A 23,069-nucleotide genomic window follows, 5' to 3' on the forward strand; every position below is an offset into this window, starting at 1 on the left:
TTCAGGGCTCCCTTTTAGGACGCCGTTATTTACGTTCCATAAACCATTTATAATTTTCTTCATAAGTCAGATGACAGATTTTTCCACCCACCTGACAGGTATAACGATATCCGGTTCCGCCAGCTTTTCGGCTGGCACAACGCTCCGGTTTTGAAACCTTATCAATCGCATACTTACGTCCATCTTCCCAGACAAACGCTGTAGGGATCAATTCTCCTTCCCGGCTGAATACTGCCAGGACATCTACATACACTTTAGCTGTCATTACAAAACACCTGCTCTCTCCTATCCATGAAAATATGCCTGTGGATGAACCGTATGTTCCTTAGCATTCAGCTGTGCCAGTATCTTATCCTGATACATAAATGCTCTCTGAATACTCTGATAGCCAAACCTTCCACGGATCTCATCTACCACCTGGTCCATCTTTTTGATTTTTTCTCTCTTCGTTTCATCCATAAATAAATCAAGCTGATACGGCATCTCTTCTGATACCAGATCACATCCTCGAACACCAAGACTACGAATTGGATGTTCCCAATTATAGTTTTTCTGGAATAACTCAAATGCAGTTCTGGCAATTTCTTCTGTAAGATTACTTGCCCTGTCCAACTTGCACTGTCTCGTGAAATGATACAATCCATTATCCCGAATCGAGATTTCTACTGTCCTGCATTGAAAACCATTTTCACGAAGCCTGGCTCCTACACTTTCTGAAAGAGCCATCAAAATAATCTTCACGTCCAATTCACTAACAAGATCTCTTGGCGTTGTTGTACTGTTCCCGATAGACTTGATCGGTACTTTATATCCTTCTACCAAAACTGGAGTTTCATCCCATCCATTTGCAAAGGTATGAAGTACCAATCCCATCTTTCCAAGATATGTTTCTAATATAGAAGGTTCTGCTCCTGCCAGATCTCCGATTGTACAAATGCCAAGTTTCTTCATCGTCCGTTCAGTGCTTCTTCCGACCATGAGTAAATCACCTACTGGAAGTTTCCATGCAATATCCTTGTAATTGTCTTTGGAAAACTCTGTAATGGCATCCGGCTTTTTATAATCAGAACCGAGCTTTGCAAATATCTTATTCCAGGAAACACCAATACTTACGGTAACCCCCAGTTCATATTTAATCCGACTGCTGATCTCTTTTGCAATCTTCATTCCGTCTCCCTTGATAGAAGTACTGGCGGTCACATCCAGCCAGCTTTCATCAATCCCAAATGGTTCTCTCTGATCTGTGTATTCACTGTAAATCTCCTGTGCCATTCTGGAAAACCTCAAATAAAGATCCATGCGAGGCGGTACAAAGATTATTTCTGGGCAAACCTGTCTTGCCTGCCACAATGCCATGCCTGTTTTTACTCCGGCTCGCTTCGCAATATAGTTTGCAGTCAGCACAATTCCATGTCTTGCTTCCGGATCACCACCGACTGCCATCGGCTTCCCGGCAAGTTCTGGATGATGCAGCATCTCAACACTTGCGTAAAAGCAATTCATATCTGAATGAAGAATTGTCCTGCTCATAACATTCACCTACCAGTCTTAAAAATCATAATAAAAGTTCTTTGCTTCATATTGACTTTGTGAAGTTTATAGATTATAATTTCTACTAACTTCACGAACATTTGTTTGTATTTTATACGTGATAATGAACTCTGTCAATAGTTTTTATAAAGTTGATGAAGTTACGATTTCAAAAACTTGGAAAGGATCCCACTATGAATTTTTCAGACAAGATTAAATATCAACGAGAACAAAATCATCTGACACAAAAAGAACTTGCAGAACTGGTCGGCGTATCCCAGCGTGCGATCGCAGCTTATGAAAGTTCCGGCACCATCGCACGAATCTCTACTATGAGAAAGCTCGCTCATGCATTAAATGTCTCTTATGATTATTTAAAACATGACGAGATTACAGATCCTTCTTATGGAATTGAAAAAATGGATTATATTGATGAAGTCAATGGACAGCTTGGTGAAAAAGGAGCCAAGGACATCAATGAGATTCTCGAAGCCAACCGTGCTCTTTTCGCTGGTGGCGAACTTGACGAAGAAGCAAAAGATGCTTTCTATCAAGCTGTAACCAAAGCATATCTTTCCTGTAAGATGGAAGCTAAAAAGACATTTGGACGGAAAAAGAAAAACACTGAAACGGAAAGTGATTCATAGGTGTCCGTATTTTCGTACAGCACTTTTGCTACTCTATACTTGTAGCAAACTATCTTATGAAATATCGAGGTGTTTTTATGAGTTCAAAATGTATAAGAGACACTGTTAATAAAGTAAAAACAAAATATCAGGAAAGTGATCCGTACCGCCTTGCAGCCGCTATGCATATTATTGTTAAGAAGCTTCCGCTTGGAACTGATCCAAACTGTTGTAAAGGCTTCTGTATGCGGGAATGTCGAAAGACCTGCATCGTCATTAACAGCGATCTGCCGGAAATCATACAGCAGATTATCCTGATCCACGAGATTGGGCACGCACTCCTTCATCAGAAAACCCTTCAGATCAAGTGTTTTCATGATTTTGAATTATTCGATGGAGTATCACAATGTGAATATGAAGCGAATTGCTTTGCCGCTGATTATCTTCTGGAGGATGAAGATGTCCTGGAGATGCTTAACGCTGATATGTCATTTTTCCAGGCTGCAGCTGAACTGAAAGTTCCACCGGAACTTCTTGATTTCAAATTCCGAATGATGAAACGTAGCGGTGTTCAGATTGTAGATTCTCCGATTACTTCCAACAGTGACTTTTTAAAAGATATCCCTACTTCGGGAATAATAGAAAATTACTAAATATGCTATTTTTGAAAAAGGAGATTTTTGAAAATGATCAACTTAAATAAACATAGAATAGACTTTGGAAAAGGGGATGTAGGCATTGGTGTCATCGGTAACACTACAGATTCCGCACAACTGGCATTTTATAATCAGAGTGCACGTCCCATCCATATACTCAAGAATCCAGATCAGAATCCTGGGTTCGAACCCATGGAATTTAAAGAAGAACCTTTTATCATGAGCTTCTCCAATCCTGAAAGCATTGATGCAGTTATTTCAATTTTACAACGTGCCAAATATATTAATTTCACTTCCAAAAACGAACCGCAAAAAACAGAATAGATGAATGATGTATCTTATAAAGAATGGCTGTCTTTTCTCCAATGAGCAGGCAGCCATTTCTCATGTAATTCTTTAATACAAGTCTCCCACATATCCATCTGCTTCCAGATGCATATAGCACTCGTCCACCTTCTCTGATTCCAGAATCCGCAAAACGTGTTCCATACCTGTAGCAAGTTCTTTTGTTTTTAACTCTTCCAGCGGAATCCAATAAACTCTTCCTTCCTCAGAACTCTTTAATTCTCCGGTAAACTTATCCGCTTTATACAAGGTAATAACATAGTGCACTCCGCTCTTATGCCAATGATATAATCCTCCAAGCTTCGGTGCTTCAACCGTAAGTCCTGTTTCTTCCCAGACTTCCCGAATCATAGATTTCTGAAAAATCTCATTTGCTTCTACGTGACCGCCTGGAAAAGTTGTACCGGTATAGCTATCATTTACTTTATCCAGAGCCAGTACATTCCCTTTATGATCCTGAATCATACACATATTCATAAAACAGACCTTCTCAATCTGACTCTCTTCTTTTTCATTCAGAGATTTTCTGACACGTTTGTTGATATCCGATCGTTTGGATTTATAATGCTTGAAGACCTCTCCATACGGAATCCAGATTTCTGCATCTTCAATTTTTTCATAAACAGAATCCACCACTTCTTCCAGATGTTTGTCACTCGGAAAAGTACATTTTTTCATATAATAATCTCTGGTTGCCTGAAACATCCATTCCGCAATCTTTTCTTTCTGCTTCATTTTTAACTGGGAATACTTCTTATTCGTTTGCAGTAATCTCCCATCTATCATCTTATGGTTTTTCCGTGACATCGGTTTGACCTCTTTTCTTCTTTTTCATTCAGATTTTACTATACCACAGAATCATGCTTGCGTCATACTTCTGAGCTTCGATGTCCTCTTTTTCTTCTCTCAGTACCTTATTTATAGAGGGTTCTTTTTTAAGACTCTCTTCCGGCGGCTGTGCCACCGGTAAATAGCAAGGACAGGAAGTGTATATACACTTCCGGAAAACCAGCAATTTAGGGAACCCTGCCCTAAATTAAAAACACAGAAGTCACTACTTCGAAGAACCAAAGAAAGGAGAATCTGCCTATGGCAAAGAGAAAAAGAAATATACAGATTTTGTTTTGTGTTTCCCCAGAAGAAAAAAAGCTTATTCGTAGAAAGATGATTGAATCAAAGACAAAAAATATGGGAGCTTATCTTCGTAAAATGGCAATCGACGGTTACATCGTCAACACCGATACCACTCCACTGAAGAAACAGTATGAGGAAATGCATAAGATCGGTGTGAATATTAATCAGATTGCCAAAAAAGTAAACAGCACCGGTGATCTGTATCCGGAAGAAAAGCAAGAATTAAAAGAGATGGTGAAAGAATTATGGCGTATCTTAAGATCTTCCCAATTAAAGTAACAGACAAGAAAGCTCTGGACTACATCACGAATCCAGATAAAACAGATGAAAAACTGTTAGTTTCCAGTTTTGGCTGTTCCCCGGAAACTGCAGATCTTGAATTTTCTATGACAAGAGAAATGGCAAAAAAGAATGGAATGGACAAAGGTGATAACCTGGCATTTCATCTGATCCAGTCATTTAAACCTGGAGAAGTTGATGCCGAAACTGCCCATCGCTTAGGGCAACAATTTGCAAACGAAGTACTGAAAGGAAAATATGAATATGTGATAAGCACCCATGTTGATAAAAATCATATCCATAACCACATCATCTTTAATGCAGCAAGTTTTGTTGATCATCACAAGTATGTTTCCAATAAGCGGAGCTACCATAAAATCTGCCGGATCAGTAATCGTATCTGCCATGAAAATGGACTTGCCACCAGTATGCCAACCGGAGAAAAAGGCAAAAGTTATAAGGAGAACATGGAATATCATCGTGGCACCAGCTGGAAAGCCAAGCTACGTGTTGCAGTTGATAAAGCAATCTGGACTTCCATCAACTATGAGGAATTTTTACAAAAAATGCAGTTAGCCGGATATGAAGTCCGACAGGGAAAACACCTGTCCTTCTGTGCACCGGAACAGAAAAACTTCACTTATATGAAATCTCTTGGAAGCTATTATTCAGAAGAAAATGTCCGCATCCGTTTGGCAAAAAACCGTAACAAAATAAAAGCTCCAAGGCATCTGTCCAGAGAAGCTCGCCTGTATATCAATATCTCCACTTATGTTACGACCGGCAATCGAGAAGGATTTGAACGATGGGCAAAACTAAATAACCTGAAAGAAGCGGCACGCACCTTCAACTATCTTTCCGAAAATAACCTGCTGAATTATGAAGATTTCCAACAGCATGTTTCTGATGTTGATGCTTCTGTTAAAGCGGCTGATCAAAGAATAACGCAAATCAACAGTGAGCTGAGCACACAGAAAATCATTCAAAAACACTGTGATTCTTACCGTCTCTGCCGAAAAGTGATTGAAGATTGCAAATCTGCTAAAAATCCAAAAGCATACCGAACCAAACATCAAGCAGAATACCAACTGCACGATTCACTAAAAAAAGAGCTTCAGGATCTCGGTGTTACCAAAATCCCAAGCTCTAATAAAATCCAGAAGAGGATAGAAAATCTTGAATCTGAACAAGCTGCTACTGTCCGGGAAAAACAAGAATTGCAGAAAAAGCAGAAGACACTGAATATCATTAGACAGAATTTCACAGCACTACTTAATGCTCCGGAGATGCAAATTCCCATATCAGAAAAAGAGCTAACTCTCTAAAAAGAAGGAGGTACCTACTTTAACGGTGCCTCTTGCTTTTCGTCTAATCTATTTATATCTTCCTCTTTATGCAATTTCCCATATTACAGTTGCCGTATCAATAACATTAATATCGTCTGCCTCAATATCTATATCATATGCTCCCGGTGCACTCATTTCACATTCCGTACACTCCATTAATCTCATTTCATTCAATGGCTTTGTTACAAAATCTATCTCTCCCCAAGAATAATCAATTGCCTGTATTTCACCCAATTTCACATTTGCTGCTGTTGTAAGCACCTGTGCCTTTTGAATGGAATCCTCGATTGCTTTATGTAACAGCTCATTTTTACATTTTTCTACATCTGCCACTGTATACTCAATAGAAAACTCTGGCCTTAATGAGCTATGAGCCAAAGCGTAAAGGACTTGCCCTAATCTTTTATTATCAGCTGCAAACTCTATTTTCATATGGTGATTATACTTATAACCTTTAAATCTTCGCTTCCAGCTCTTATCTCTGTCCTGATAGCTTTCATATTCTGTATCGACATTAAAATATACTGTTTTAAGGTCTTTTCTCTGAAAACCAAGTTTCTCAAACAAATCCTTGAGAAGCTCTGTATCTTCTGTTGACCTTCGGAGAGTATCTTCATATTCTTTGCAAAGTTCTTCCTTGTTGACATATAACCGGATTTTATCCGGCTTTACTGCTATTTTCCCTTTTCCTGTAACTTTAATTGTTCTCATCATCTTTGCTCTTCCTTTCATTCTCATTATATTCATACCCATTGATTAAAAGCTCTATCATCTTCTTTGTCATCTGAATATACTTACCAAACGGATTAATCACAATTCCATTCACCTGTTCCCAATTAAGTGCCAGACGAAGTATTGATTCAATAGACTGATTCATCTGCACATTTCCAGCAGAACCCTTATGCATCTCTTCAGAAGATGTAAATACTCCAATCCATTCTTTTTCATCAGCATCTTTTACAGTCTCTATTTTAAGTCTTACATCATGGTCAAGCGATGTAGGACGGATTTTGCGGACATTCAAAATAAAAAAAATTGTGGAGGTAACAGACAATGGCAAAATCATTATTTGAGGAACTGGGCGGCAAATACGAAAGGCAAGGGGATTATTTGATACCGTGCTTAACTGTACCCGCCGAAGAAGAACAGGCAATAGGCATCTGGGGGCAACGGCATTTAGATTATCTAAAACAGTACCGTAAAGTTACATACACCAATCTTCTTACAAGCGGCAGGCTAAACGCCTACCTTGCCGACATCAACAGACAGGCACAGGAACGCTTTGAAAGGCTCATAGAGGGTATGAAACAGGCACAGGGCATAACGGAACAGCTAAAGGCAGAAAACGCCTTAGAATGGACAGGATGCCTCAATAACATAAGGGCTTGTGCGAGGGAGATTGTGGAAAAGGAAATTATTTTTGCATAAACAGATGATTAGTGGCAGGGGGAAATCCTGCCGCTTTTTCTGCTTTAGTTTGTCAGCTTGACAAATAAAGGGTTAAGGAATATAATTAGATTCAGTATTATACAAGGAGTTAATAAATATGCGGCAAGGTATTCTTAAATAAACTGTCAATTTGATAGTGGGAACAAAAAGTAGCAGTCCCGTTTCACTTTTAATATGGGGCTTAGTTTTTTGTACCCAGTTTAAGAATACTTTTATCATGTAATTTTATATGCCCGAAAACATATAAGTGTTTTGGGGCTATTGGAGTTATTTACCCAGTGATAGGAGTATTTATCACTGGGTATTTTTATGCCCTTTTTTGGGTGTTGATAGGAGGAAAATCACATGAAAATAATTAACTTAGGCATTCTGGCTCACGTTGACGCAGGAAAGACAACATTAACGGAGAGTTTATTGTATACCAGTGGTGCAATTGCAGAACCAGGGAGCGTAGATAAAGGCACAACAAGGACAGATACAATGAATTTGGAGCGTCAAAGGGGAATCACTATCCAGACAGCAGTGACATCTTTTCAGTGGGAGGATGTAAAAGTCAACATTATAGATACGCCAGGCCATATGGATTTTTTGGCGGAAGTATACCGTTCTTTATCCGTATTAGACGGAGCAGTATTATTAGTTTCTGCAAAGGATGGCATACAGGCACAGACCCGTATACTGTTTCATGCACTACAGACAATGAAGATTCCGACAATTTTTTTCATCAATAAAATTGACCAAGAGGGGATTGATTTGCCAATGGTATATCAAGAAATGAAAGCAAAGCTTTCTTCGGAAATTATAGTGAAGCAAAAGGTTGGGCAGCATCCTCATATAAATGTAACGGACAATGACGATATGGAACAGTGGGATGCGGTAATTATGGGAAACGATGAACTATTAGAGAAATATATGTCAGGGAAACCGTTTAAAATGTCAGAACTGGAACAGGAAGAAAACAGGAGATTCCAAAACGGAACGTTATTTCCCGTTTATCACGGAAGCGCTAAAAACAATCTGGGGATTCGGCAGCTTATAGAAGTGATTGCCAGTAAGTTTTATTCATCAACGCCTGAAGGTCAATCTGAACTATGCGGGCAGGTTTTTAAGATTGAATATTCAGAGAAAAGGCGGCGTTTTGTTTATGTGCGTATATATAGCGGAACATTGCATTTGAGGGATGTTATTAAAATATCTGAAAAAGAGAAAATAAAAATCACAGAGATGTGTGTTCCGACAAACGGTGAATTATGTTCATCCGATACAGCCTGCTCTGGTGATATTGTAATTTTACCAAATGATGTTTTGCAGCTAAACAGTATTTTGGGGAACGAAATGCTGTTGCCGCAGAGAACATTTATTGAAAATCCTCTCCCTATGCTCCAAACAACGATTGCAGCAAAGAAATCTGAACAGCGGGAAATATTGCTTGGGGCACTTACAGAAATTTCAGATGGCGACCCTCTTTTAAAATATTATGTGGATACTACAACGCATGAGATTATACTTTCTTTTTTGGGGAAAGTGCAGATGGAAGTCATTTGTGCCATCCTTGAGGAAAAATATCATGTGGAGGCAGAAATAAAAGAGCCTACTGTTATATATATGGAAAGACCGCTTAGAAAAGCAGAATATACCATCCACATAGAAGTCCCGCCAAATCCTTTCTGGGCTTCTGTCGGGTTGTCCATAGAGCCGCTCCCTATTGGAAGTGGAGTGCAGTATGAAAGCAGAGTTTCACTTGGATATTTAAACCAATCGTTCCAAAATGCGGTTATGGAGGGGGTTCTTTATGGCTGCGAGCAGGGGCTGTATGGATGGAAAGTGACAGACTGTAAAATCTGTTTTGAATATGGATTGTATTATAGTCCTGTAAGTACCCCCGCAGACTTTCGGCTGCTTTCCCCTATCGTATTGGAGCAGGCTTTAAAAAAAGCAGGGACAGAACTATTAGAGCCATATCTCCACTTTGAAATTTATGCACCGCAGGAATATCTCTCACGGGCGTATCATGATGCTCCAAGGTATTGTGCAGATATTGTAAGTACTCAGATAAAGAATGACGAGGTCATTCTGAAAGGAGAAATCCCTGCTAGATGTATTCAAGAATACAGGAACGATTTAACTTATTTCACAAATGGGCAGGGAGTCTGCTTGACAGAGTTAAAAGGATACCAGCCAGCTACTGGTAAACTTATTTGCCAACCCCGCCGCCCGAATAGCCGTATAGATAAGGTTCGGCATATGTTCCACAAGTTAGCCTAACAGCTTGCAAAAGTCATATAAAATGAGATTTGAAAGGATTAGAAGCTAATTATGATGAAATGCGAATGGATATTATGTCCTGTTTGTGGGAGCAAAACCCGTAATAAAATTAGGAAGGACACTGTTTTGAAGAATTATCCCCTTTATTGTCCAAAATGCAGACAAGAAAGATTGATTAAAGTTGACAACTTGAAGATAACTGTCATCAAAGAGCCAGACGCTTAAGACGCAGAGCCGATGAAATTGTGGAACAATTCACGAATCATCGGCTCTTTTTGTTTCGTATTTGAAAGAACAAACTCACCAAATAAAAAAAACGATATTCGGGTGGGTTATTTTGTTATACCCTAAATTACCCTCTGAATTTGTTTTTAAATTTGGAGGGTTTTTTTTATGTCCTTTTTTCGGGCAGTTATCTATCTGCTCATACGAAGCAAAATTTATCAATACATAGCATATCAGAGAACGGCAGGAAACCAGTTAAAAAAATTTCTGCCAGTGCAACGGTACTTCTCACCTTGAAAGTAGAAGTACAATCTCCATACAATAGAATTACTATTTCCTATAACCGTAAAGGTCACAGAGCCTTTGCGGTTTTTCTTTTGTCGATTTTTGTTGGAAAGTGCCGTAGGGCTGTTTCTGATATGCGGTGTCGTTCTCCGCCTCTCCATCTGGATTTTTTACATTTCAAAAATTCAGATGGGAGGTATTTATGGTGAAATATGCACCAAGAAAGGTATATATCAGAGAAAGTGGCGGCTATGTGGAATTATCCTACACGGAGTTCTGCCGTTGCAGGGAATCCGACCAGACCTATATGGACAAGCTGTTTATCCCCATTCAAGGCTGTCTGCTTGAAGTCGTGAGGGAGCAATACACAGACTTCTACCGTGACAAGGAACGGTGGCGTTATCTGCAAAAATTAGATACAAAGAATAGACTGCTATCTCTCGACGGATTTACGGACAGCGAGGGGAATCCTCTGGACTTTATCACTGATGAAGCGGTGGACATTGCAGAAACCGTTGTCAATGCGGTCATGGTGGACAGGCTGAAAGCCGCCCTGCCTTTGCTGTCGGATAGTGAACAGGAGCTGATACAGGCAATCTTTTTTGACGGACTTTCCGAGCGTGAAGTCGGGGCGAGGTTGGGCATAACCCAGAGCGTTGTAAACAAACGCAAAGCCAGAATCCTAATAAAACTAAGAAAGATAATAGAAAATTAAAATTTAAGGCGTTCAGCCCCCTTGTTTTTTCCTTTGGGAAGATGAGGGGGCTTTTCTCTGCCCTCTCAATCAATTCTGATTGGAGGAAGTAAGAATGGCATACAACCACGGACGGGAGGACAGGAAATGGCGTATCTGGAAAGAAGCGGAGGAAAAGCTGCTGCGTGAGTGCGGCGTTGATGAAGCGACCATTGAGCAGATACGCATGGCGGACAGGGCAGACTTCAATTCCAACAGGCGGTTTTACCGATGGACGAATGACGTTGCGGAATATCTTGAGGACATGGCAGGCAGGGAGCGGCAGGCGGAAGTGGGTACGGTTGCGGAGTTACTGGAAGAGATTGAGAGCGAAAATCTCTATCAAGTATTAGTCACGGTGGACGGGCGTACCTTGAAAATCGTCCTGCTGAAAATGCAGGGGTATTCCACAAAGGAGATTGCCCCGCTTGTGCATTTGACGACTGGTGCCATCTATGCGAGGTTAGACCATCTGCGGAAGAAGCTGCGGAAAATTTTATAGCTTCTAAAACAGCCTGCCATCCTGCGGGCTACTGGGTGAGGGATGGAAATCCCCTCACTCATTTTTTGCAGGAGGACAACAGGATGGCATACAGGGTTAAGGCATACACGCTTCGGGAGGAATCCACGGAAAGCGGCACAAGGTATTTTATCAGCTTTAAGGACGGGCAGGGCAAATCCCACGAGTTGGAAGTGTCGGAACAGTTCTTTATGGAGTTTCGGCAGATGGAGCGCAGGAACAGGAATCTTTTCTAATGGGACGAGCGGCACAGGGAGTTTAACGAGGTATGGGACGAAACCCTTTACAGACGGGCGTTGCGTGTGCCTAAGAGCCTTGATGAACGCATGGTTGAGGAAGAACGGAATGAAACGCTCTATAAGGCGGTTGGGAGCCTTCCAGAGATACAAAGGCGGCGTTTCCTGCTCTACTACGAGTATGAGTTCAATTTTTACCAAATCGCCGCTATGGAGCATTGCACCGCTTCGGCAATACAGAAATCTGTTGCGATTGCAAAGGAGAAAGTAAAGGCGGAAATTGAAGAAATATCTCCAACCGTGACCGACACCGCCCGAAAAAGAAATCTGTTTTTTATTTGTGTGGGATTGGCGGCATTACATACTCTCACTTTTTTCCGTGGGAGTAAATCTATTTTTAAGGAGGTCAACGCCTATGTGCAACGAAAACAAAGACACCGCCCGAAAGGAGGAAAGCCATGCAGAAGTTACAGACAGTCAACGCCGAAACGCTCCTTTATGAACCGCTTGAGAAACCATCCTTTGTGGTGGACAGCCTTATCCCGACAGGCTTATCGCTGTTCTGCGGCTCACAGAAGATAGGCAAAAGCTGGCTCATGCTGAAGCTATGCTTATGCGTGTCGCAGGGAATCCCTTTATGGGATATGCCGACAATGGAGGGCGATGTGCTTTACCTCTGCCTTGAGGACACGTTCTGCCGCATACAGGACAGGTTATTTCGTTTGACGGACGAAGCAAGCGGGCGGCTCCACTTTGCCGTGGCAAGCTGCAAGCTGTCAGACGGTCTTATCGTGCAGCTTGAAGATTATCTGAAAGATTACCCAGACAGCAGGCTCATTGTCATTGATACCTTGCAGAAAGTCCGTACAGCTTCAAAAGACAATGCCTATGCAAGCGACTATGGGGACATCTCCCTCATCAAAGACTTTGCCGACAGGCACTCTCTGGCGGTCATTGTCGTACACCACATCCGAAAGCAGAATGACAGCGACGTGTTCAACAAGGTGTCTGGGACGACAGGATTAACGGGGAGTGCGGACGCTACCTTTGTTCTGGAAAAGGAGAAACGTGCGTCTGACACCGCCAAGCTGTATGTGACGGGCAGGGACACGCCTTATCAGGAATACACGCTGCGTTTCCGTGATTGCCGTTGGGAGCTTGTGGAGCGGAAAACGCAGGAGCAGCTTGCGAAAGAAACGATACCAGATGTCCTTTTTCGGTTGGTGGATTTTATGAGGGATAAGGAAGAATGGATAGGCACGGCAACGGAACTGTTAGCCGCTATGGGGGAAACGGAAACCATACCCACGGTGATTACGAAATGGCTGAATGAATACCGCACCACATTTTTAAGCGAGAACCGTATCTGCTACCAGTACAGCCGCAGGAAAGACGGCAGGCGGATTGCCCTTGCAAGGAGGGCGGGTGACAGCGGTGATGGTGGTGACAGCGATATTAGGATACCCCCCTGTTACTGTCATTGACGCTTAAAGCCATGTAAAGCTGGCGGCTCTGCCCTGCGGGTGACAGCAGTGACGGTGGTGACAGTGATTTTAGGATACCCTGCCGCTGTCATCCCTACGGGAGAACACCCCGTAAACGCAAAATGCAGGCGTGAGATTTACTCGCCCTTTTCGGTCGTGTAAAACCACCCCTGCGGTCAGAAAAATCATTCCGATTTTTCCGACTGCGTTTACAGGGTGTAACACACTACACTTTGCCCTGCAAAGTCGTGTGCCAGACGTTCCCTCTGGACTCCCTTAAGGCAGGGCTGTGCCCTGCTATCCTACGCCTTACGGCTTCGGATAAAAGAATGGCGGCATGACGGTGACGGCTCTTGCGAGGGGGGTATCCCAAAAACACCGTCATCATCGACATGACCGTCATGCAGGGGGTGAGGGTGACAGTTGCGGCAGTCGGCAGGGGGTATCCCAAAACTGCTGTCACCACCGTCACCGCTGTCACCCCAAAGGACGGTCACCCGCCGAAAGAAAGGAGGAATCCGCCTATGCCTTATGCAATCCTGCGTTTCCAGAAACGAAAAGCGGGCGGCGTTGCGGCTTGTGAACGCCACAACGAGCGGAAGAAAGAAGCCTACAAAAGCAACCCAGATATAGATATGGAACGCTCTAAAAACAATTACCATCTCATAGCACCACCAAAGTACACCTACAAGAAAGAGATTAACCGCATGGTAGCCGAAGCGGGGTGCAGGACAAGGAAAGACAGCGTGATGATGGTGGAAACGCTCATCACAGCTTCACCAGAATTTATGAACCAGTTACCGCCCGAAGAACAAAAAGCGTATTTCCAGACGGCTCTTGACTTCATTTCGGAGCGTGTTGGAAAGCAGAATATCCTCTCCGCTGTCGTCCATATGGACGAGAGAACGCCCCATATGCACCTCTGCTTTGTGCCGATTACGCCAGACAATAAGCTGTCAGCGAAAGCTATCTTAGGCAACCAGAAATCATTATCCGAGTGGCAGACCGCCTACCATGAGCGGATGTCCTCACGGTGGAATCAGCTTGAACGGGGGCAGTCCTCAATGGAAACCAAGCGGAAACACGTCCCCACATGGCTCTATAAATTAGGCGGCAGGCTTGATAAACAGTATGAAGAAATCGTGTCTGCCCTATCCGACATCAACGCCTTTAACGCAGGGAAGAAAAGGGATAAAGCGTTAGATTTACTCTCTGCATGGCTGCCAGACGTGGAGAAATTCTCTAAGGAAATCGGGAAACAGCAGGCGTATATCGACAGTTTGAAAGAGAGAATTGGGCAGGAATCAGACTATGCGGGGCGTATGCGTGATGAAAAGTACGAGCAGGAACTAAAGGTGCAGAAAGCGAATCAGAAGATATTTGAATTGCAGAGAACCAACGAGCAGATGGGGCGGCTGCTGTCAAAAATACCGCCCGAAGTGTTGGAAGAATTGCAGAAAAATCATAGAAGCAGAGCGAAAGAAAGGTAGATATGTGAATGAAGAAACAGGATTTTAAGGTGTTAAAGACCAAAGACTTGTACCCGTTCCCCGACAATCCGTTTCATGTGGCAGAAGATGAAACACTGTCAGAGTTAGCGGAAAGCATCAAGGAATTTGGCATTGTCACGCCGATAATCACACGCCCGAAAGAGGACGGGGACGGTTATGAAGTGATTGCAGGACAGCGGCGTGTCCGTGCTTCTGAACTTGCAGGGATAAATACCGTGCCTGCGTTTGTCCTGCCCTTAGACCGTGACCGAGCCATCATCACCCTTGTAGACAGCAATTTGCAGCGTGAGAATATCCTGCCATCGGAGCGGGCGTTTGCTTACAAGATGAAATCCGAAGCCATGAAGCGGCAGGGTTTCCGCACAGACTTAACCTCGTCACAAGTTGTGACGAAGTTGCGGACGGACGACAAGGTGGCACAGGGCTTCGGCGTGGGCAGGATGACCGTGCAGCGTTTTATCCGCCTGACGGAACTGATACCGCCGATTTTGCAGATGGTGGACGAGGGGAAAATCGCCCTCACGCCTGCGGTGGAACTGTCCTTCTTGAAGAAAGACGAGCAGGAAAACCTCTTTGCCACGATGGAGAGCGAAGAAGCAACGCCCTCACTCTCACAGGCACAGCGGATGAAACAGTTAAGCCAGAGCGGGCGGCTTGACATGGATACGATATTTGCGATTATGACGGAGGAAAAGGGCAACCAGAAAGAAACCTTGAAAATCAACACAAGCAAGCTGAAAAAATACTTTCCGAAGAACACAACGCCGAAGCAGATGGAGGAAACCATCATCAAACTTTTGGAGCGTGAGTTGCAGAGGAAACGCAACCGTGACAGCCGCTAATCTTCTTTTTTCGGGAAGTAAATACAGAGAGTTGAGGTATGGAGAATGAGAGAAATCCAGTATGAAATCGTAAAGGAAATCGCAGTATTGTCTACGGGCGACAGTGGCTACACAAAGGAAATCAATCTCATTTCATGGAATGGGAAAGAGCCGAAGTATGACATCCGCAGCTTTTCCCCGAACCGTGAAAAGTGCGGCAAGGGAATCACGCTGAACGCTGATGAAGCGGCGGCACTCCTTAAAGCATTACAGAAAGAATTAAACAGCGAGGATTAATGGTATCTGATTGGCAGGGCGGGGACATTTCCAAACTCTTCCCTGCCCTGTCTGGAAAGGAAGATTTAAGTATGGGCGAGGATAAGAAAGCAGATAAAAAGAGAAAGCGTATCGTGCCAAAAGCACCAGTGCAGATGATAATCAGCCGTGAATATGTCGGCACACAGACCGTTACAGAAGCGTTTGTCCCGATTATCTCCGAGGATATTCGGAAGAAGATTGCCGAGGGCGACACCTTCGACAATGAGGGGCTGTCCGCTTAGAATGTACGCAATGGGACATGAAAACAGATAGGACAGATACGGAGGTTTTACAGTATGGCAGGAATCAAAGAAGAAAAGAAAATCTATTTAGTCGGCATTTATTGCCGCTTATCTAAAGACGATGGTACGGATAACGAGAGTGCGAGCATTGCGACACAGAAATCCATCCTCACGGATTATGTGAAAAAGCAGGGATGGCACATAGCAAAAACGTATGTGGACGATGGTTATTCTGGTACAAATTTCCAAAGACCAAGTTTCCAGAATATGATAAAAGACATTGAAAGCGGTCTGATAAACTGCGTGATTACGAAAGATTTATCCCGTCTGGGGAGAAACTATCTTGATTGTGGGTTATATCTGGAAGTTTTCTTCCCAGAGCATAACGTGAGGTATATAGCGGTCAATGACGGCGTAGATACCTTGAATAAATCTGCTATGGACATCACGCCTTTCCGCAACATTTTAAACGAAATGTATGCCGCTGACATATCTGTTAAGATAAAATCGGCATATCGGGCGAGGTTTCAACAGGGGAAATTCATGGGAACTACCGCCCCTTATGGCTATATCAAAGACCCTGCCGACCACAACCATCTGCTGATAGATGATAAAGTGGCACATGTTGTAAAAGAGATATTCGACCTTGCATTAAAAGGGAATGGAGTTGCCAAAATTTGCAGACATCTTAATAAACAGCATATCCTACGCCCTGCCGCTTATGCGGCGGAGCGTGGCGAAACAGGCTTTGAACGTCATTTTGAGGGGAACGAGGACAAACGCTATATTTGGAGTGGGAACAGCGTGAGGAGCATTTTAAGAAGCCCGATATATGCGGGAAATCTTGTAGGCTACAAACGGATTGCCGCCAATATGAAAAGCAAGAAACGCCCCTCTAAGCTGCCCGAAGAATGGGAAGTGATACCCAATACCCATGAGGGAATAGTCACGCAGGAGGAATTTGATATTGTCCAACAGCTTATTACAAGTCGTAGGCTTCCACAGAACAAGGGAGGATTTGTAAATATTTTTGCAGGCGTTATCAAGTGTGTGGACTGCGGATGTGCTCTGCGGGCAATGAACGTACACAGGAGGAAACGCCCAGAGATTATCGACTGTGTACAGTATTCATGTAATAATTATGCAAGAAACGGAAGAAGCGAGTGTAGTGCCCACAATATAGAAGCAAGGGATTTATTCAATGCCGTTCTTGCCGACATCAACTGTTTTGCGGATATGGCAGTGAATGATGAAAAGGCGGTCAGGGCCATAGAAAAGCGGCTCACGGAAACAGACCAGAGCAGGGCGAAAGCATTAGAGAAAGAACGTAAGAAGCTGAACAAACGCCTTGCGGAACTGGACAGGCTGTTTTCCTCTCTCTACGAGGATAAGGTCATGGAGCGTATTACCGAGCGGAATTTTGAGATGATGTCGGGGAAATACCAGAAAGAGCAGCTTGAAATTGAAGCAAGGCTGAAAGAGGTGACGGAAACTCTTAATGAAAGCTACGAGAAATCACGGGGAATCCGTGACTTCCTCGCCCTTATCCGAAATTATCAAGGCTTAAAAGAACTGGATGCAACAGTTATAAACGCACTCATAGACAAGATACTTGTTTCGGAGCGTGAGAAGATGGCAGACGGAACAGTGAAGCAGGAAATCAAGATTTACTATAAATTCATCGGCTTTGTCGATGAATTACATATCATACCTACAAAACGGTGGGCAGCAATGCCCGCTAAAAATTGTACGGTGTGCGGCGTTGAATATGTCCCGGGCTCTGGTGCATCAAGGTATTGTCCTGCTTGTGCCAAGAAGATACGGAGGGAGAAATCAAACGAGAGCAAACGCAGGAGCAGAGAACAGAAAAGGATAGCATGTATGAACTGTCCGCAAAAAATGACCGACTGAAATCGTGTCACCAGCCTTTACTTTACTTATCTGTTCTTCCGACATAAAAGGATTTTCCGTGATATATGGAACAATAACTTCTCCTGCCTGCTGCATTCTTGTTACCATAACTTCCATAAATAACAGCATTCCATTTTTATCCTGCTGAATATAATACTGGTCGATTGCTGCCTCAATCATCTGATTTGCCTGTGTCTCATCCACTTCATCTGAATAAGTATCCACGCTCCTGCCAAGTACATGATCAAATTCATCAAGAACATCCGTCATCAGTCCCTTATCAATCCGGCTTTTACACTCTGCAATCAGCACAGCTGGGATCCCATAAAATGCTTCTGCAATACTTCCTGTAATAGCACCAAGCGTATCCGTATCTCCACCAAGTGATACTGCATTCCGTATGGCATCCTCAAAATCTTTGGATTCCAGAAATGCGATGATTGCCTCTGGTACTGTTTCCTGACAGCTTTCAACATGATGGTAGTAGGTTCGGATATTATCCAATGTTCTACTCAGATCATAATGAAATTCCCTCTCGATATAAGCTTTGATTTCTTCTTTTGAAGATCCATTCCTTGCCATATATATTGCACTTGCAGTTGACTCTGCACCCTTTATACCTTCTGGATGATTATGTGTCACATTCGCTGTAGCTCTAGCTACCTCTCTGGTTCTTTCCATCGAATCATAAAGCCAGCCTACCGCTGACACTCTCATGGCTGAACCATTTCCATAGCTTCCGTATGGCTTCGGATTATTTTCTTTAAGCCAATGTCTGAAGCATCCACCATAGCCTGCATGTGGATATCTTTTTCCCCAATCCTGCATATTGGATGCTACCGCATCTTCAATTTTCTTTACTGCTGCTTCCGGTCCGACTGCCAGGAGAGCTTCTCCAACTGCTATTGTCATAACAGAATCATCTGTAAAGCCACAGCCTTCACTAAACAAATCAAAATTCTTTGTTTTATCACCTCTGTCAAACTCAAACGGACTTCCTATAATATCTCCTAAAATTGCTCCGTACATATATGCCTCCAATTCCCGGATTACTCCGGCACCTCTCTTTCTCTGTTACAATATGAGTATAATTAAAAGGCATCTTCATATGGTCGCTGTTTGGGCGACACTTTCAGAAAATAAAAATGCCGGTACAATATTGCACCGACACTAATTTCTCTAATATTTTTCATTTTGTTCTGACCATACTGGCGTACCATATTTTTTTCTTGCCACATCGCAAATTGCCATTAAAGCATAATAATTAACCCGATTAGGGCTGTTGGTCGTCCCTTCGCCCATAGCAAATGTTTTAATATCCTTAATTGAGTTCTCATCAAGACCATCTTGATTCCCCGGATTTACAGAGAATGTCTGGATAAACATTCTAACAAGCCTTGCCATGTTATTCTGAACATAGTAAGACTTGCTGTCATACTTCCCTGCGGATCATTGTCAATCACAAGCACTTTCTTCCCTGCTTTTGCAAGTCCGACTGCCAGATTCACGCAACTTGTTGTCTTGCCAACCCCGCCTTTTTGTGAACACAATGCCAGCACTTTACAATCCTTCATTACTTTCTCTTCCATCCTTTTTATCCTCCCATAAATAACTTGAACCTTTCAGCATCCATAATGCTGCTTCCAAAAATGCAAGATACCGTTCTGTCATACTATCAAGAACCGGTTCTGAAATAACTGGTTTTTCAGACTTCAAATCTTTTGCCACATCCTCCAAAACCAAACTCATTTCCTTCATTTCTGACCGGATAATCTCAATTGTTTCTTTCTTTCCAACAACACATACATGATTGTAAATGCATGATCGGACGATATAATCCTGTTTTTTCATTCCGCTCACTTTCACTCGTTCTTCAATTGTTGCTTTTTCATAAGAATTCACCCGAAAAGAAATGGTCGTTGTGTTGTGTTTTCCATGTCTGTCACCAGCCATCGCTTATTCCTCCTCTTCCTCATGTTTCTTATCTAGCAAACCTGCTAATTTACTCTGTGTAGACGGATACAGATGTGAATAAGTGTTCAACGTGGTTTCCACCTTTTCATGTCCAAGGCGTTCTGCAATCTCCAATGGAGCCACCCCCATATCAACCAGCATACTGGCATGGGAATGGCGGAGATCATGAAGTCGTATCCGCTTTACACCAGACCGCTCGATTCCGGTAGCCATACAATGTTCCATATGCGATTTGGTAAACCGAAAAAGTCTTTCCTTTTTCATAATTCCATACAAATGACTGCAATACTCCCGAAATTCCTCTGCAAGAAAATCCGGCATCGTAATCACACGGATACTCTTTGGAGTTTTCGGCTGCGTGATCATATCCTTTCCTTTCAGTCTCTGATAAGATTTATTGATTGATATGGTTTTCTCTTCAAGATTGATGTCATTATAAGTAAGTGCAAGCAATTCACCGATACGCATTCCGGTCCAGTACAACAAAAGAAACGCCATTCTTGTCTCCGGCTTATCACTTACTGTCTCCAGAAAAGCATTGAACTCTTCCTGCATCCAGAAGTCCTTCGGTTCTCCTTTACTCTTGCCAATCGCTCCTGCCTTCCTGCAGGGATTATCCTGCAGGTTATAATACCGCATTGCATAATTGAAGATTGCAGTCAGCTGGCAGTTCACTGTTTTCAGATAAGTAGGAGAATATCCTTTTCCATTCTTATCCTTATACGTCAGCAACTCATTCTGCCATGCACGGACGTCTGCCACCGTAATTTCACTGAGAATCTTCTTTTCAAAATAAGGCTTGATTTTCAGGTCAATAATATATCGCTTCGTGTACATAGTGTTTTCTCTGAGACGGACATCCATATCTTTGTAATAAATCTCCAGAAAATTTCCAAATTCAATATCCACACCCTGGCTCTGCTGTTGCAGGAAATCTCTTTCCCATTCCTTAGCTTCACCCTTGGTCCTGAATCCTCTTTTCTGTTTTCTTTTCCGATTTCCCTGCCAGTCTTTGTAATAGACCTGTACTTTCCAGTTTTTTCCTTCTTTGTAAACCCCCATTGCTAATCCTCGACTTTCATGCCATAAATCTTTTCTGCCAGGAATTTCGTAGAGATTTTTCCAGCTACTACAATATAGCCTTTTGCCTTCAATTCTTTGTTGTATTCTCGCATCAGACTATATGCATAAGTTTTTGAAACTCCAAGAATTGCACACACATCATCCACATCCATATACATTTTTTCCTGCATCATACTCATACCGCTTTATCCTCCTTCAAATACTGCTCAACATGTTCCAGACCATAGATCTTGTCCTCTACATAGCGGGTTGGCACCCGACCGAGAATCACATAATAGTTCTTGCTTGCCAGATCGGCATTCATTCTTTCCACTACCCGGTAAGCAAACGAAACTGATAATCCAAAGAGTTCTGCAATGTCTTCCACTGATAAATACATTTTTCTCTTACGCATGAAACCATTCCTTTCCCTCTTCCTGTGGAATCTCACAAGTATCTTCTACTCCGTAGAAACGCTTCACAAAATACTTTGTCGGAACTTTTCCTCTAAGCGTCAGGTAGCCCTGTTCTTCCAGTTCCTTGTTCAGATTTCCGATGATTTCATAAGCCGATGTCTGTTTTACTTCCAGAAGTTCACATATATCGGCTGCCTTTAAAAATAATTTATTCTGCATAATCAGTACCTCCTGTGTTTTGAATATTTATCTCTTCATATACTCTGTACTGGCAGATGCAAAATCGGACATCATTTTCCGAAATTTATCAAATTTTCTTGTTTTTTAATTCTCCATCAGTGTGATTACTGTGTCATGGAGTTTAAGCTCATCGAAAGTAAAGAACCTTTCTGTGGTATCTGTTTTCTAAATGCAGGCAACAAAAAAACAGTCTGCCTTGACGAAAATCACTTCAATCAAAACAAACTGTTCTTCATATTTACTCTAATTTTATTTTATGAGAATAACCGATTTCACGAAATTTGCAGGTGAATCTGGAATATAAACAAGAGAAAAAAATAATTTTTAAACTCCATTTGCACTCCATTTGGTCTTTTCGACACCCCGCAAAGCCTTTATTTATGGGCTTTTCCGCGATTTTTCAAGCTACTCAAACTCGGCGTGTTCTTTGTTGTTCTTAACTGTATTTATTTAAGTTTTATGCAAATACACGCCCATTTTTACATCAATTACATCATTTATTATGGCTTGCTGATTTTCTGTTGCCAAAATGTTGCCACGCATTTATTATAGCAAATTCCTATAATTTGACAACTCATTTTTGAAATATTACACAATAAAAACTGATTTCTCCTTATCCATCCTTATTACATGGTGCTAGCACCATGTCTTTCTTATTGTTAAAGGAGATTATGAAGTTTAAGAACATTCATCCGCATCTAACATCACATTTTTAAGCTGTTTGCTATCAAGTTAATCCAAGATTCACTAATCTAAATATTTGAAATAAACGTTTACCTATTACTTGTTTTTCTATCCTTTGGAAATTATCCGATTGAAATTTTTGTGACTTGTCTGAGCATATAGCAACTACAGTTTTTTCTTTTGTTATCGGTAATAGCTGATCCAATAAATTGATATTATCTTTATTTCCATTCTGCCATTCAACAAGGTTTCCATATGGAACATCTGTAAATATAATATCCGCTTTGAAATTAGCATTATCTAATGGAATATTTGATAAAACATCTGCTTTAAACACTTTGCGTTCTATTTCATGTGTCGAATTTGCCAATATGTCCAATAAATTGGTTGCACTATTTAATGCATCGATATGTGAATTTTTGTTATGTAATGATAATAAATCATTTATTTGTCGTATTCTTTTTTTGAGTCCGTTTTTATCAAGCAACGATAAATTCTCGTTGGCAAGCTGTATAGCATCATCACTTATGTCAGAAGCCATTATTGTCTTTATTCTTTCATAATTTAAAAAGCCAAGTACCGTTAGCAGATAACCGCCGCCACAGCAAGGGTCATAAATACATACACTATCTGGGTCATCTAAATGATGTAAACATCTACTAAATATTTCTTGTGCAAGCCTTACCGGGAAATTAGGATATCCCGCTTTATGGACTATAACTTTTCCGCTTGCCAAATCCTCAAAATTCCTATTTTCACAATATTTATATACCATTA

Annotated in this window: 28 protein-coding genes and 3 pseudogenes; 17 read left to right on the forward strand and 14 right to left on the reverse strand. The window is 42.0% G+C overall.

Going from position 1 to position 23,069, the window contains the following annotated elements; all coding sequences use genetic code 11:
• Nucleotides 1-25: 25 nt before the first annotated feature.
• Together ACQRD1_RS12805 and dinB are read right to left on the reverse strand one after the other, a co-directional pair.
• Nucleotides 26-265: a hypothetical protein gene (locus tag ACQRD1_RS12805; RefSeq protein WP_026650126.1), complete on the reverse strand. Its 240-nt coding sequence runs from the start codon at nt 263-265 to the stop codon at nt 26-28.
• Between the two features lie 20 nt (nt 266-285).
• Complete coding sequence (gene dinB / locus ACQRD1_RS12810; protein WP_044924451.1) at nt 286-1,530, reverse strand: DNA polymerase IV; 1,245 nt, start codon at nt 1,528-1,530, stop codon at nt 286-288.
• A 194-nt stretch (nt 1,531-1,724) separates the two neighbouring features.
• Between dinB and ACQRD1_RS12815 the strand changes: the two genes are divergently transcribed.
• The 3 genes from ACQRD1_RS12815 (at nt 1,725) to ACQRD1_RS12825 (ending at nt 3,136) form a co-directional block, all read left to right on the forward strand.
• Complete coding sequence (locus ACQRD1_RS12815) at nt 1,725-2,177, forward strand: helix-turn-helix domain-containing protein (RefSeq protein ID WP_427787715.1); 453 nt, start codon at nt 1,725-1,727, stop codon at nt 2,175-2,177.
• 77 nt (nt 2,178-2,254) lie between these two features.
• Nucleotides 2,255-2,809 carry an ImmA/IrrE family metallo-endopeptidase gene (locus tag ACQRD1_RS12820; RefSeq protein ID WP_055182584.1) on the forward strand — a complete coding sequence of 185 codons (555 nt, stop codon included), beginning with the start codon at nt 2,255-2,257 and terminating at the stop codon, nt 2,807-2,809.
• A gap of 33 nt (nt 2,810-2,842) precedes the next feature.
• Nucleotides 2,843-3,136 carry a hypothetical protein gene (locus tag ACQRD1_RS12825; protein WP_026650130.1) on the forward strand — a complete coding sequence of 98 codons (294 nt, stop codon included), beginning with the start codon at nt 2,843-2,845 and terminating at the stop codon, nt 3,134-3,136.
• Between the two features lie 72 nt (nt 3,137-3,208).
• Here ACQRD1_RS12825 and ACQRD1_RS12830 read toward each other — a convergent pair whose 3' ends face one another.
• Entirely contained in the window at nt 3,209-3,964 is a 756-nt protein-coding gene (locus ACQRD1_RS12830) for an 8-oxo-dGTP diphosphatase (RefSeq protein WP_049946956.1), read from the reverse strand.
• A 282-nt stretch (nt 3,965-4,246) separates the two neighbouring features.
• Between ACQRD1_RS12830 and ACQRD1_RS12835 the strand changes: the two genes are divergently transcribed.
• Nucleotides 4,247-4,570: a MobC family plasmid mobilization relaxosome protein gene (locus tag ACQRD1_RS12835; RefSeq protein ID WP_026650133.1), complete on the forward strand. Its 324-nt coding sequence runs from the start codon at nt 4,247-4,249 to the stop codon at nt 4,568-4,570.
• Nucleotides 4,537-5,895 (forward strand): relaxase/mobilization nuclease domain-containing protein, encoded by a 1,359-nt coding sequence (locus ACQRD1_RS12840; protein WP_114001569.1) that lies wholly within the window; start codon nt 4,537-4,539, stop codon nt 5,893-5,895. Before ACQRD1_RS12835 ends, ACQRD1_RS12840 begins: the two co-directional genes overlap by 34 nt.
• 66 nt (nt 5,896-5,961) lie before the next feature.
• Here the strand turns inward: ACQRD1_RS12840 and ACQRD1_RS12845 are convergent, their stop codons facing one another.
• Together ACQRD1_RS12845 and ACQRD1_RS12850 are read right to left on the reverse strand one after the other, a co-directional pair.
• Nucleotides 5,962-6,630, reverse strand: coding sequence for an SIMPL domain-containing protein (locus tag ACQRD1_RS12845; protein ID WP_114001570.1), 669 nt, complete (start codon nt 6,628-6,630; stop codon nt 5,962-5,964).
• Entirely contained in the window at nt 6,614-6,940 is a 327-nt protein-coding gene (locus tag ACQRD1_RS12850; RefSeq protein WP_200822138.1) for an SseB family protein, read from the reverse strand. Before ACQRD1_RS12850 ends, ACQRD1_RS12845 begins: the two co-directional genes overlap by 17 nt.
• Nucleotides 6,941-6,969: 29 nt before the next feature.
• Here ACQRD1_RS12850 and ACQRD1_RS12855 point away from each other — a divergent pair, with 29 nt between their 5' ends.
• The 12 genes and pseudogenes from ACQRD1_RS12855 to ACQRD1_RS12910 all read left to right on the forward strand — a co-directional run bounded on the left by ACQRD1_RS12855 (nt 6,970) and on the right by ACQRD1_RS12910 (nt 17,916).
• Nucleotides 6,970-7,344, forward strand: a complete 375-nt coding sequence (locus ACQRD1_RS12855) for a TnpV protein (RefSeq protein WP_001129922.1) — start codon at nt 6,970-6,972, stop codon at nt 7,342-7,344.
• 366 nt (nt 7,345-7,710) lie between these two features.
• Complete coding sequence (gene tet(O) / locus ACQRD1_RS12860) at nt 7,711-9,630, forward strand: tetracycline resistance ribosomal protection protein Tet(O) (protein ID WP_008399617.1); 1,920 nt, start codon at nt 7,711-7,713, stop codon at nt 9,628-9,630.
• Nucleotides 9,631-9,684: 54 nt separating this feature from the next.
• Entirely contained in the window at nt 9,685-9,855 is a 171-nt protein-coding gene (locus tag ACQRD1_RS12865) for a cysteine-rich KTR domain-containing protein (RefSeq protein ID WP_226896997.1), read from the forward strand.
• A gap of 490 nt (nt 9,856-10,345) precedes the next feature.
• Nucleotides 10,346-10,855 (forward strand): sigma-70 family RNA polymerase sigma factor, encoded by a 510-nt coding sequence (locus ACQRD1_RS12870; protein WP_105116765.1) that lies wholly within the window; start codon nt 10,346-10,348, stop codon nt 10,853-10,855.
• A 94-nt stretch (nt 10,856-10,949) separates the two neighbouring features.
• On the forward strand, nt 10,950-11,375 hold the full coding sequence (locus ACQRD1_RS12875) for a sigma-70 family RNA polymerase sigma factor (protein WP_000323895.1): 426 nt from the start codon (nt 10,950-10,952) through the stop codon (nt 11,373-11,375).
• An 83-nt stretch (nt 11,376-11,458) separates the two neighbouring features.
• A pseudogene (locus ACQRD1_RS12880) lies at nt 11,459-11,933 on the forward strand (RNA polymerase sigma factor).
• A 154-nt stretch (nt 11,934-12,087) separates the two neighbouring features.
• Nucleotides 12,088-13,120, forward strand: a pseudogene (locus ACQRD1_RS12885) (AAA family ATPase).
• A gap of 517 nt (nt 13,121-13,637) precedes the next feature.
• On the forward strand, nt 13,638-14,603 hold the full coding sequence (mobV, locus tag ACQRD1_RS12890) for a MobV family relaxase (protein WP_001820668.1): 966 nt from the start codon (nt 13,638-13,640) through the stop codon (nt 14,601-14,603).
• Nucleotides 14,604-14,611: 8 nt separating this feature from the next.
• Nucleotides 14,612-15,466 carry a ParB/RepB/Spo0J family partition protein gene (locus tag ACQRD1_RS12895; RefSeq protein WP_000743700.1) on the forward strand — a complete coding sequence of 285 codons (855 nt, stop codon included), beginning with the start codon at nt 14,612-14,614 and terminating at the stop codon, nt 15,464-15,466.
• A 45-nt stretch (nt 15,467-15,511) separates the two neighbouring features.
• A complete protein-coding gene (locus ACQRD1_RS12900) occupies nt 15,512-15,742 on the forward strand; it encodes a YdbC family protein (RefSeq protein ID WP_001206986.1) in 231 nt (76 codons plus the stop codon).
• Between the two features lie 71 nt (nt 15,743-15,813).
• Complete coding sequence (locus tag ACQRD1_RS12905; protein WP_001820669.1) at nt 15,814-16,005, forward strand: hypothetical protein; 192 nt, start codon at nt 15,814-15,816, stop codon at nt 16,003-16,005.
• Between the two features lie 54 nt (nt 16,006-16,059).
• Nucleotides 16,060-17,916, forward strand: a complete 1,857-nt coding sequence (locus ACQRD1_RS12910) for a recombinase family protein (protein ID WP_001820670.1) — start codon at nt 16,060-16,062, stop codon at nt 17,914-17,916.
• On the opposite strand, the gene ACQRD1_RS12915 is transcribed toward ACQRD1_RS12910, so the two are convergent.
• The 9 genes and pseudogenes from ACQRD1_RS12915 to ACQRD1_RS12955 all read right to left on the reverse strand — a co-directional run bounded on the left by ACQRD1_RS12915 (nt 17,839) and on the right by ACQRD1_RS12955 (nt 23,067).
• Nucleotides 17,839-18,945: an ADP-ribosylglycohydrolase family protein gene (locus ACQRD1_RS12915; RefSeq protein WP_081678812.1), complete on the reverse strand. Its 1,107-nt coding sequence runs from the start codon at nt 18,943-18,945 to the stop codon at nt 17,839-17,841. The genes ACQRD1_RS12910 and ACQRD1_RS12915 overlap by 78 nt on opposite strands.
• 150 nt (nt 18,946-19,095) lie before the next feature.
• A complete protein-coding gene (locus ACQRD1_RS12920; protein WP_427787718.1) occupies nt 19,096-19,302 on the reverse strand; it encodes a hypothetical protein in 207 nt (68 codons plus the stop codon).
• A gap of 35 nt (nt 19,303-19,337) precedes the next feature.
• Nucleotides 19,338-19,490 (reverse strand): annotated as a pseudogene (locus ACQRD1_RS12925) (ParA family protein); the annotation flags it as partial.
• Nucleotides 19,477-19,869, reverse strand: coding sequence for a plasmid mobilization protein (locus ACQRD1_RS12930; protein WP_044925303.1), 393 nt, complete (start codon nt 19,867-19,869; stop codon nt 19,477-19,479). The gene ACQRD1_RS12930 and the pseudogene ACQRD1_RS12925, both read right to left, overlap by 14 nt.
• 3 nt (nt 19,870-19,872) lie before the next feature.
• Nucleotides 19,873-20,952 carry a site-specific integrase gene (locus ACQRD1_RS12935; RefSeq protein ID WP_024854000.1) on the reverse strand — a complete coding sequence of 360 codons (1,080 nt, stop codon included), beginning with the start codon at nt 20,950-20,952 and terminating at the stop codon, nt 19,873-19,875.
• Between the two features lie 2 nt (nt 20,953-20,954).
• Entirely contained in the window at nt 20,955-21,152 is a 198-nt protein-coding gene (locus ACQRD1_RS12940) for a hypothetical protein (protein WP_024853999.1), read from the reverse strand.
• Nucleotides 21,149-21,367, reverse strand: coding sequence for a hypothetical protein (locus ACQRD1_RS12945; RefSeq protein WP_008393122.1), 219 nt, complete (start codon nt 21,365-21,367; stop codon nt 21,149-21,151). Before ACQRD1_RS12945 ends, ACQRD1_RS12940 begins: the two co-directional genes overlap by 4 nt.
• Nucleotides 21,360-21,587: a hypothetical protein gene (locus tag ACQRD1_RS12950; protein ID WP_008705329.1), complete on the reverse strand. Its 228-nt coding sequence runs from the start codon at nt 21,585-21,587 to the stop codon at nt 21,360-21,362. The genes ACQRD1_RS12945 and ACQRD1_RS12950 overlap by 8 nt, the downstream gene beginning before the upstream one ends.
• Nucleotides 21,588-22,335: 748 nt before the next feature.
• On the reverse strand, nt 22,336-23,067 hold the full coding sequence (locus ACQRD1_RS12955; RefSeq protein WP_427787720.1) for an N-6 DNA methylase: 732 nt from the start codon (nt 23,065-23,067) through the stop codon (nt 22,336-22,338).
• Nucleotides 23,068-23,069 lie beyond the last annotated feature (2 nt).

The sequence above is a fragment of the Bariatricus sp. SGI.019 genome (assembly GCF_050315235.1).
In the GTDB taxonomy this organism is placed as follows: Bacteria; Bacillota; Clostridia; order Lachnospirales; family Lachnospiraceae; genus JAFBIX01.

Bases quoted from the DNA above. Each gene is read 5' to 3' on its own strand.
- ACQRD1_RS12805 (WP_026650126.1), bottom strand. From the start codon at position 265: ATGACAGCTAAAGTGTATGTAGATGTCCTGGCAGTATTCAGCCGGGAA.
- dinB (WP_044924451.1), bottom strand. From the start codon at position 1,530: ATGAGCAGGACAATTCTTCATTCAGATATGAATTGCTTTTACGCAAGT.
- ACQRD1_RS12815 (WP_427787715.1), top strand. From the start codon at position 1,725: ATGAATTTTTCAGACAAGATTAAATATCAACGAGAACAAAATCATCTG.
- ACQRD1_RS12820 (WP_055182584.1), top strand. From the start codon at position 2,255: ATGAGTTCAAAATGTATAAGAGACACTGTTAATAAAGTAAAAACAAAA.
- ACQRD1_RS12825 (WP_026650130.1), top strand. From the start codon at position 2,843: ATGATCAACTTAAATAAACATAGAATAGACTTTGGAAAAGGGGATGTA.
- ACQRD1_RS12830 (WP_049946956.1), bottom strand. From the start codon at position 3,964: ATGTCACGGAAAAACCATAAGATGATAGATGGGAGATTACTGCAAACG.
- ACQRD1_RS12835 (WP_026650133.1), top strand. From the start codon at position 4,247: ATGGCAAAGAGAAAAAGAAATATACAGATTTTGTTTTGTGTTTCCCCA.
- ACQRD1_RS12840 (WP_114001569.1), top strand. From the start codon at position 4,537: ATGGCGTATCTTAAGATCTTCCCAATTAAAGTAACAGACAAGAAAGCT.
- ACQRD1_RS12845 (WP_114001570.1), bottom strand. From the start codon at position 6,630: ATGATGAGAACAATTAAAGTTACAGGAAAAGGGAAAATAGCAGTAAAG.
- ACQRD1_RS12855 (WP_001129922.1), top strand. From the start codon at position 6,970: ATGGCAAAATCATTATTTGAGGAACTGGGCGGCAAATACGAAAGGCAA.
- ACQRD1_RS12865 (WP_226896997.1), top strand. From the start codon at position 9,685: ATGAAATGCGAATGGATATTATGTCCTGTTTGTGGGAGCAAAACCCGT.
- ACQRD1_RS12875 (WP_000323895.1), top strand. From the start codon at position 10,950: ATGGCATACAACCACGGACGGGAGGACAGGAAATGGCGTATCTGGAAA.
- mobV (WP_001820668.1), top strand. From the start codon at position 13,638: ATGCCTTATGCAATCCTGCGTTTCCAGAAACGAAAAGCGGGCGGCGTT.
- ACQRD1_RS12895 (WP_000743700.1), top strand. From the start codon at position 14,612: ATGAAGAAACAGGATTTTAAGGTGTTAAAGACCAAAGACTTGTACCCG.
- ACQRD1_RS12900 (WP_001206986.1), top strand. From the start codon at position 15,512: ATGAGAGAAATCCAGTATGAAATCGTAAAGGAAATCGCAGTATTGTCT.
- ACQRD1_RS12905 (WP_001820669.1), top strand. From the start codon at position 15,814: ATGGGCGAGGATAAGAAAGCAGATAAAAAGAGAAAGCGTATCGTGCCA.
- ACQRD1_RS12910 (WP_001820670.1), top strand. From the start codon at position 16,060: ATGGCAGGAATCAAAGAAGAAAAGAAAATCTATTTAGTCGGCATTTAT.
- ACQRD1_RS12915 (WP_081678812.1), bottom strand. From the start codon at position 18,945: ATGTACGGAGCAATTTTAGGAGATATTATAGGAAGTCCGTTTGAGTTT.
- ACQRD1_RS12920 (WP_427787718.1), bottom strand. From the start codon at position 19,302: ATGTTTATCCAGACATTCTCTGTAAATCCGGGGAATCAAGATGGTCTT.
- ACQRD1_RS12930 (WP_044925303.1), bottom strand. From the start codon at position 19,869: ATGGCTGGTGACAGACATGGAAAACACAACACAACGACCATTTCTTTT.
- ACQRD1_RS12935 (WP_024854000.1), bottom strand. From the start codon at position 20,952: ATGGGGGTTTACAAAGAAGGAAAAAACTGGAAAGTACAGGTCTATTAC.
- ACQRD1_RS12940 (WP_024853999.1), bottom strand. From the start codon at position 21,152: ATGAGTATGATGCAGGAAAAAATGTATATGGATGTGGATGATGTGTGT.
- ACQRD1_RS12945 (WP_008393122.1), bottom strand. From the start codon at position 21,367: ATGCGTAAGAGAAAAATGTATTTATCAGTGGAAGACATTGCAGAACTC.
- ACQRD1_RS12950 (WP_008705329.1), bottom strand. From the start codon at position 21,587: ATGCAGAATAAATTATTTTTAAAGGCAGCCGATATATGTGAACTTCTG.
- ACQRD1_RS12955 (WP_427787720.1), bottom strand. From the start codon at position 23,067: ATGGTATATAAATATTGTGAAAATAGGAATTTTGAGGATTTGGCAAGC.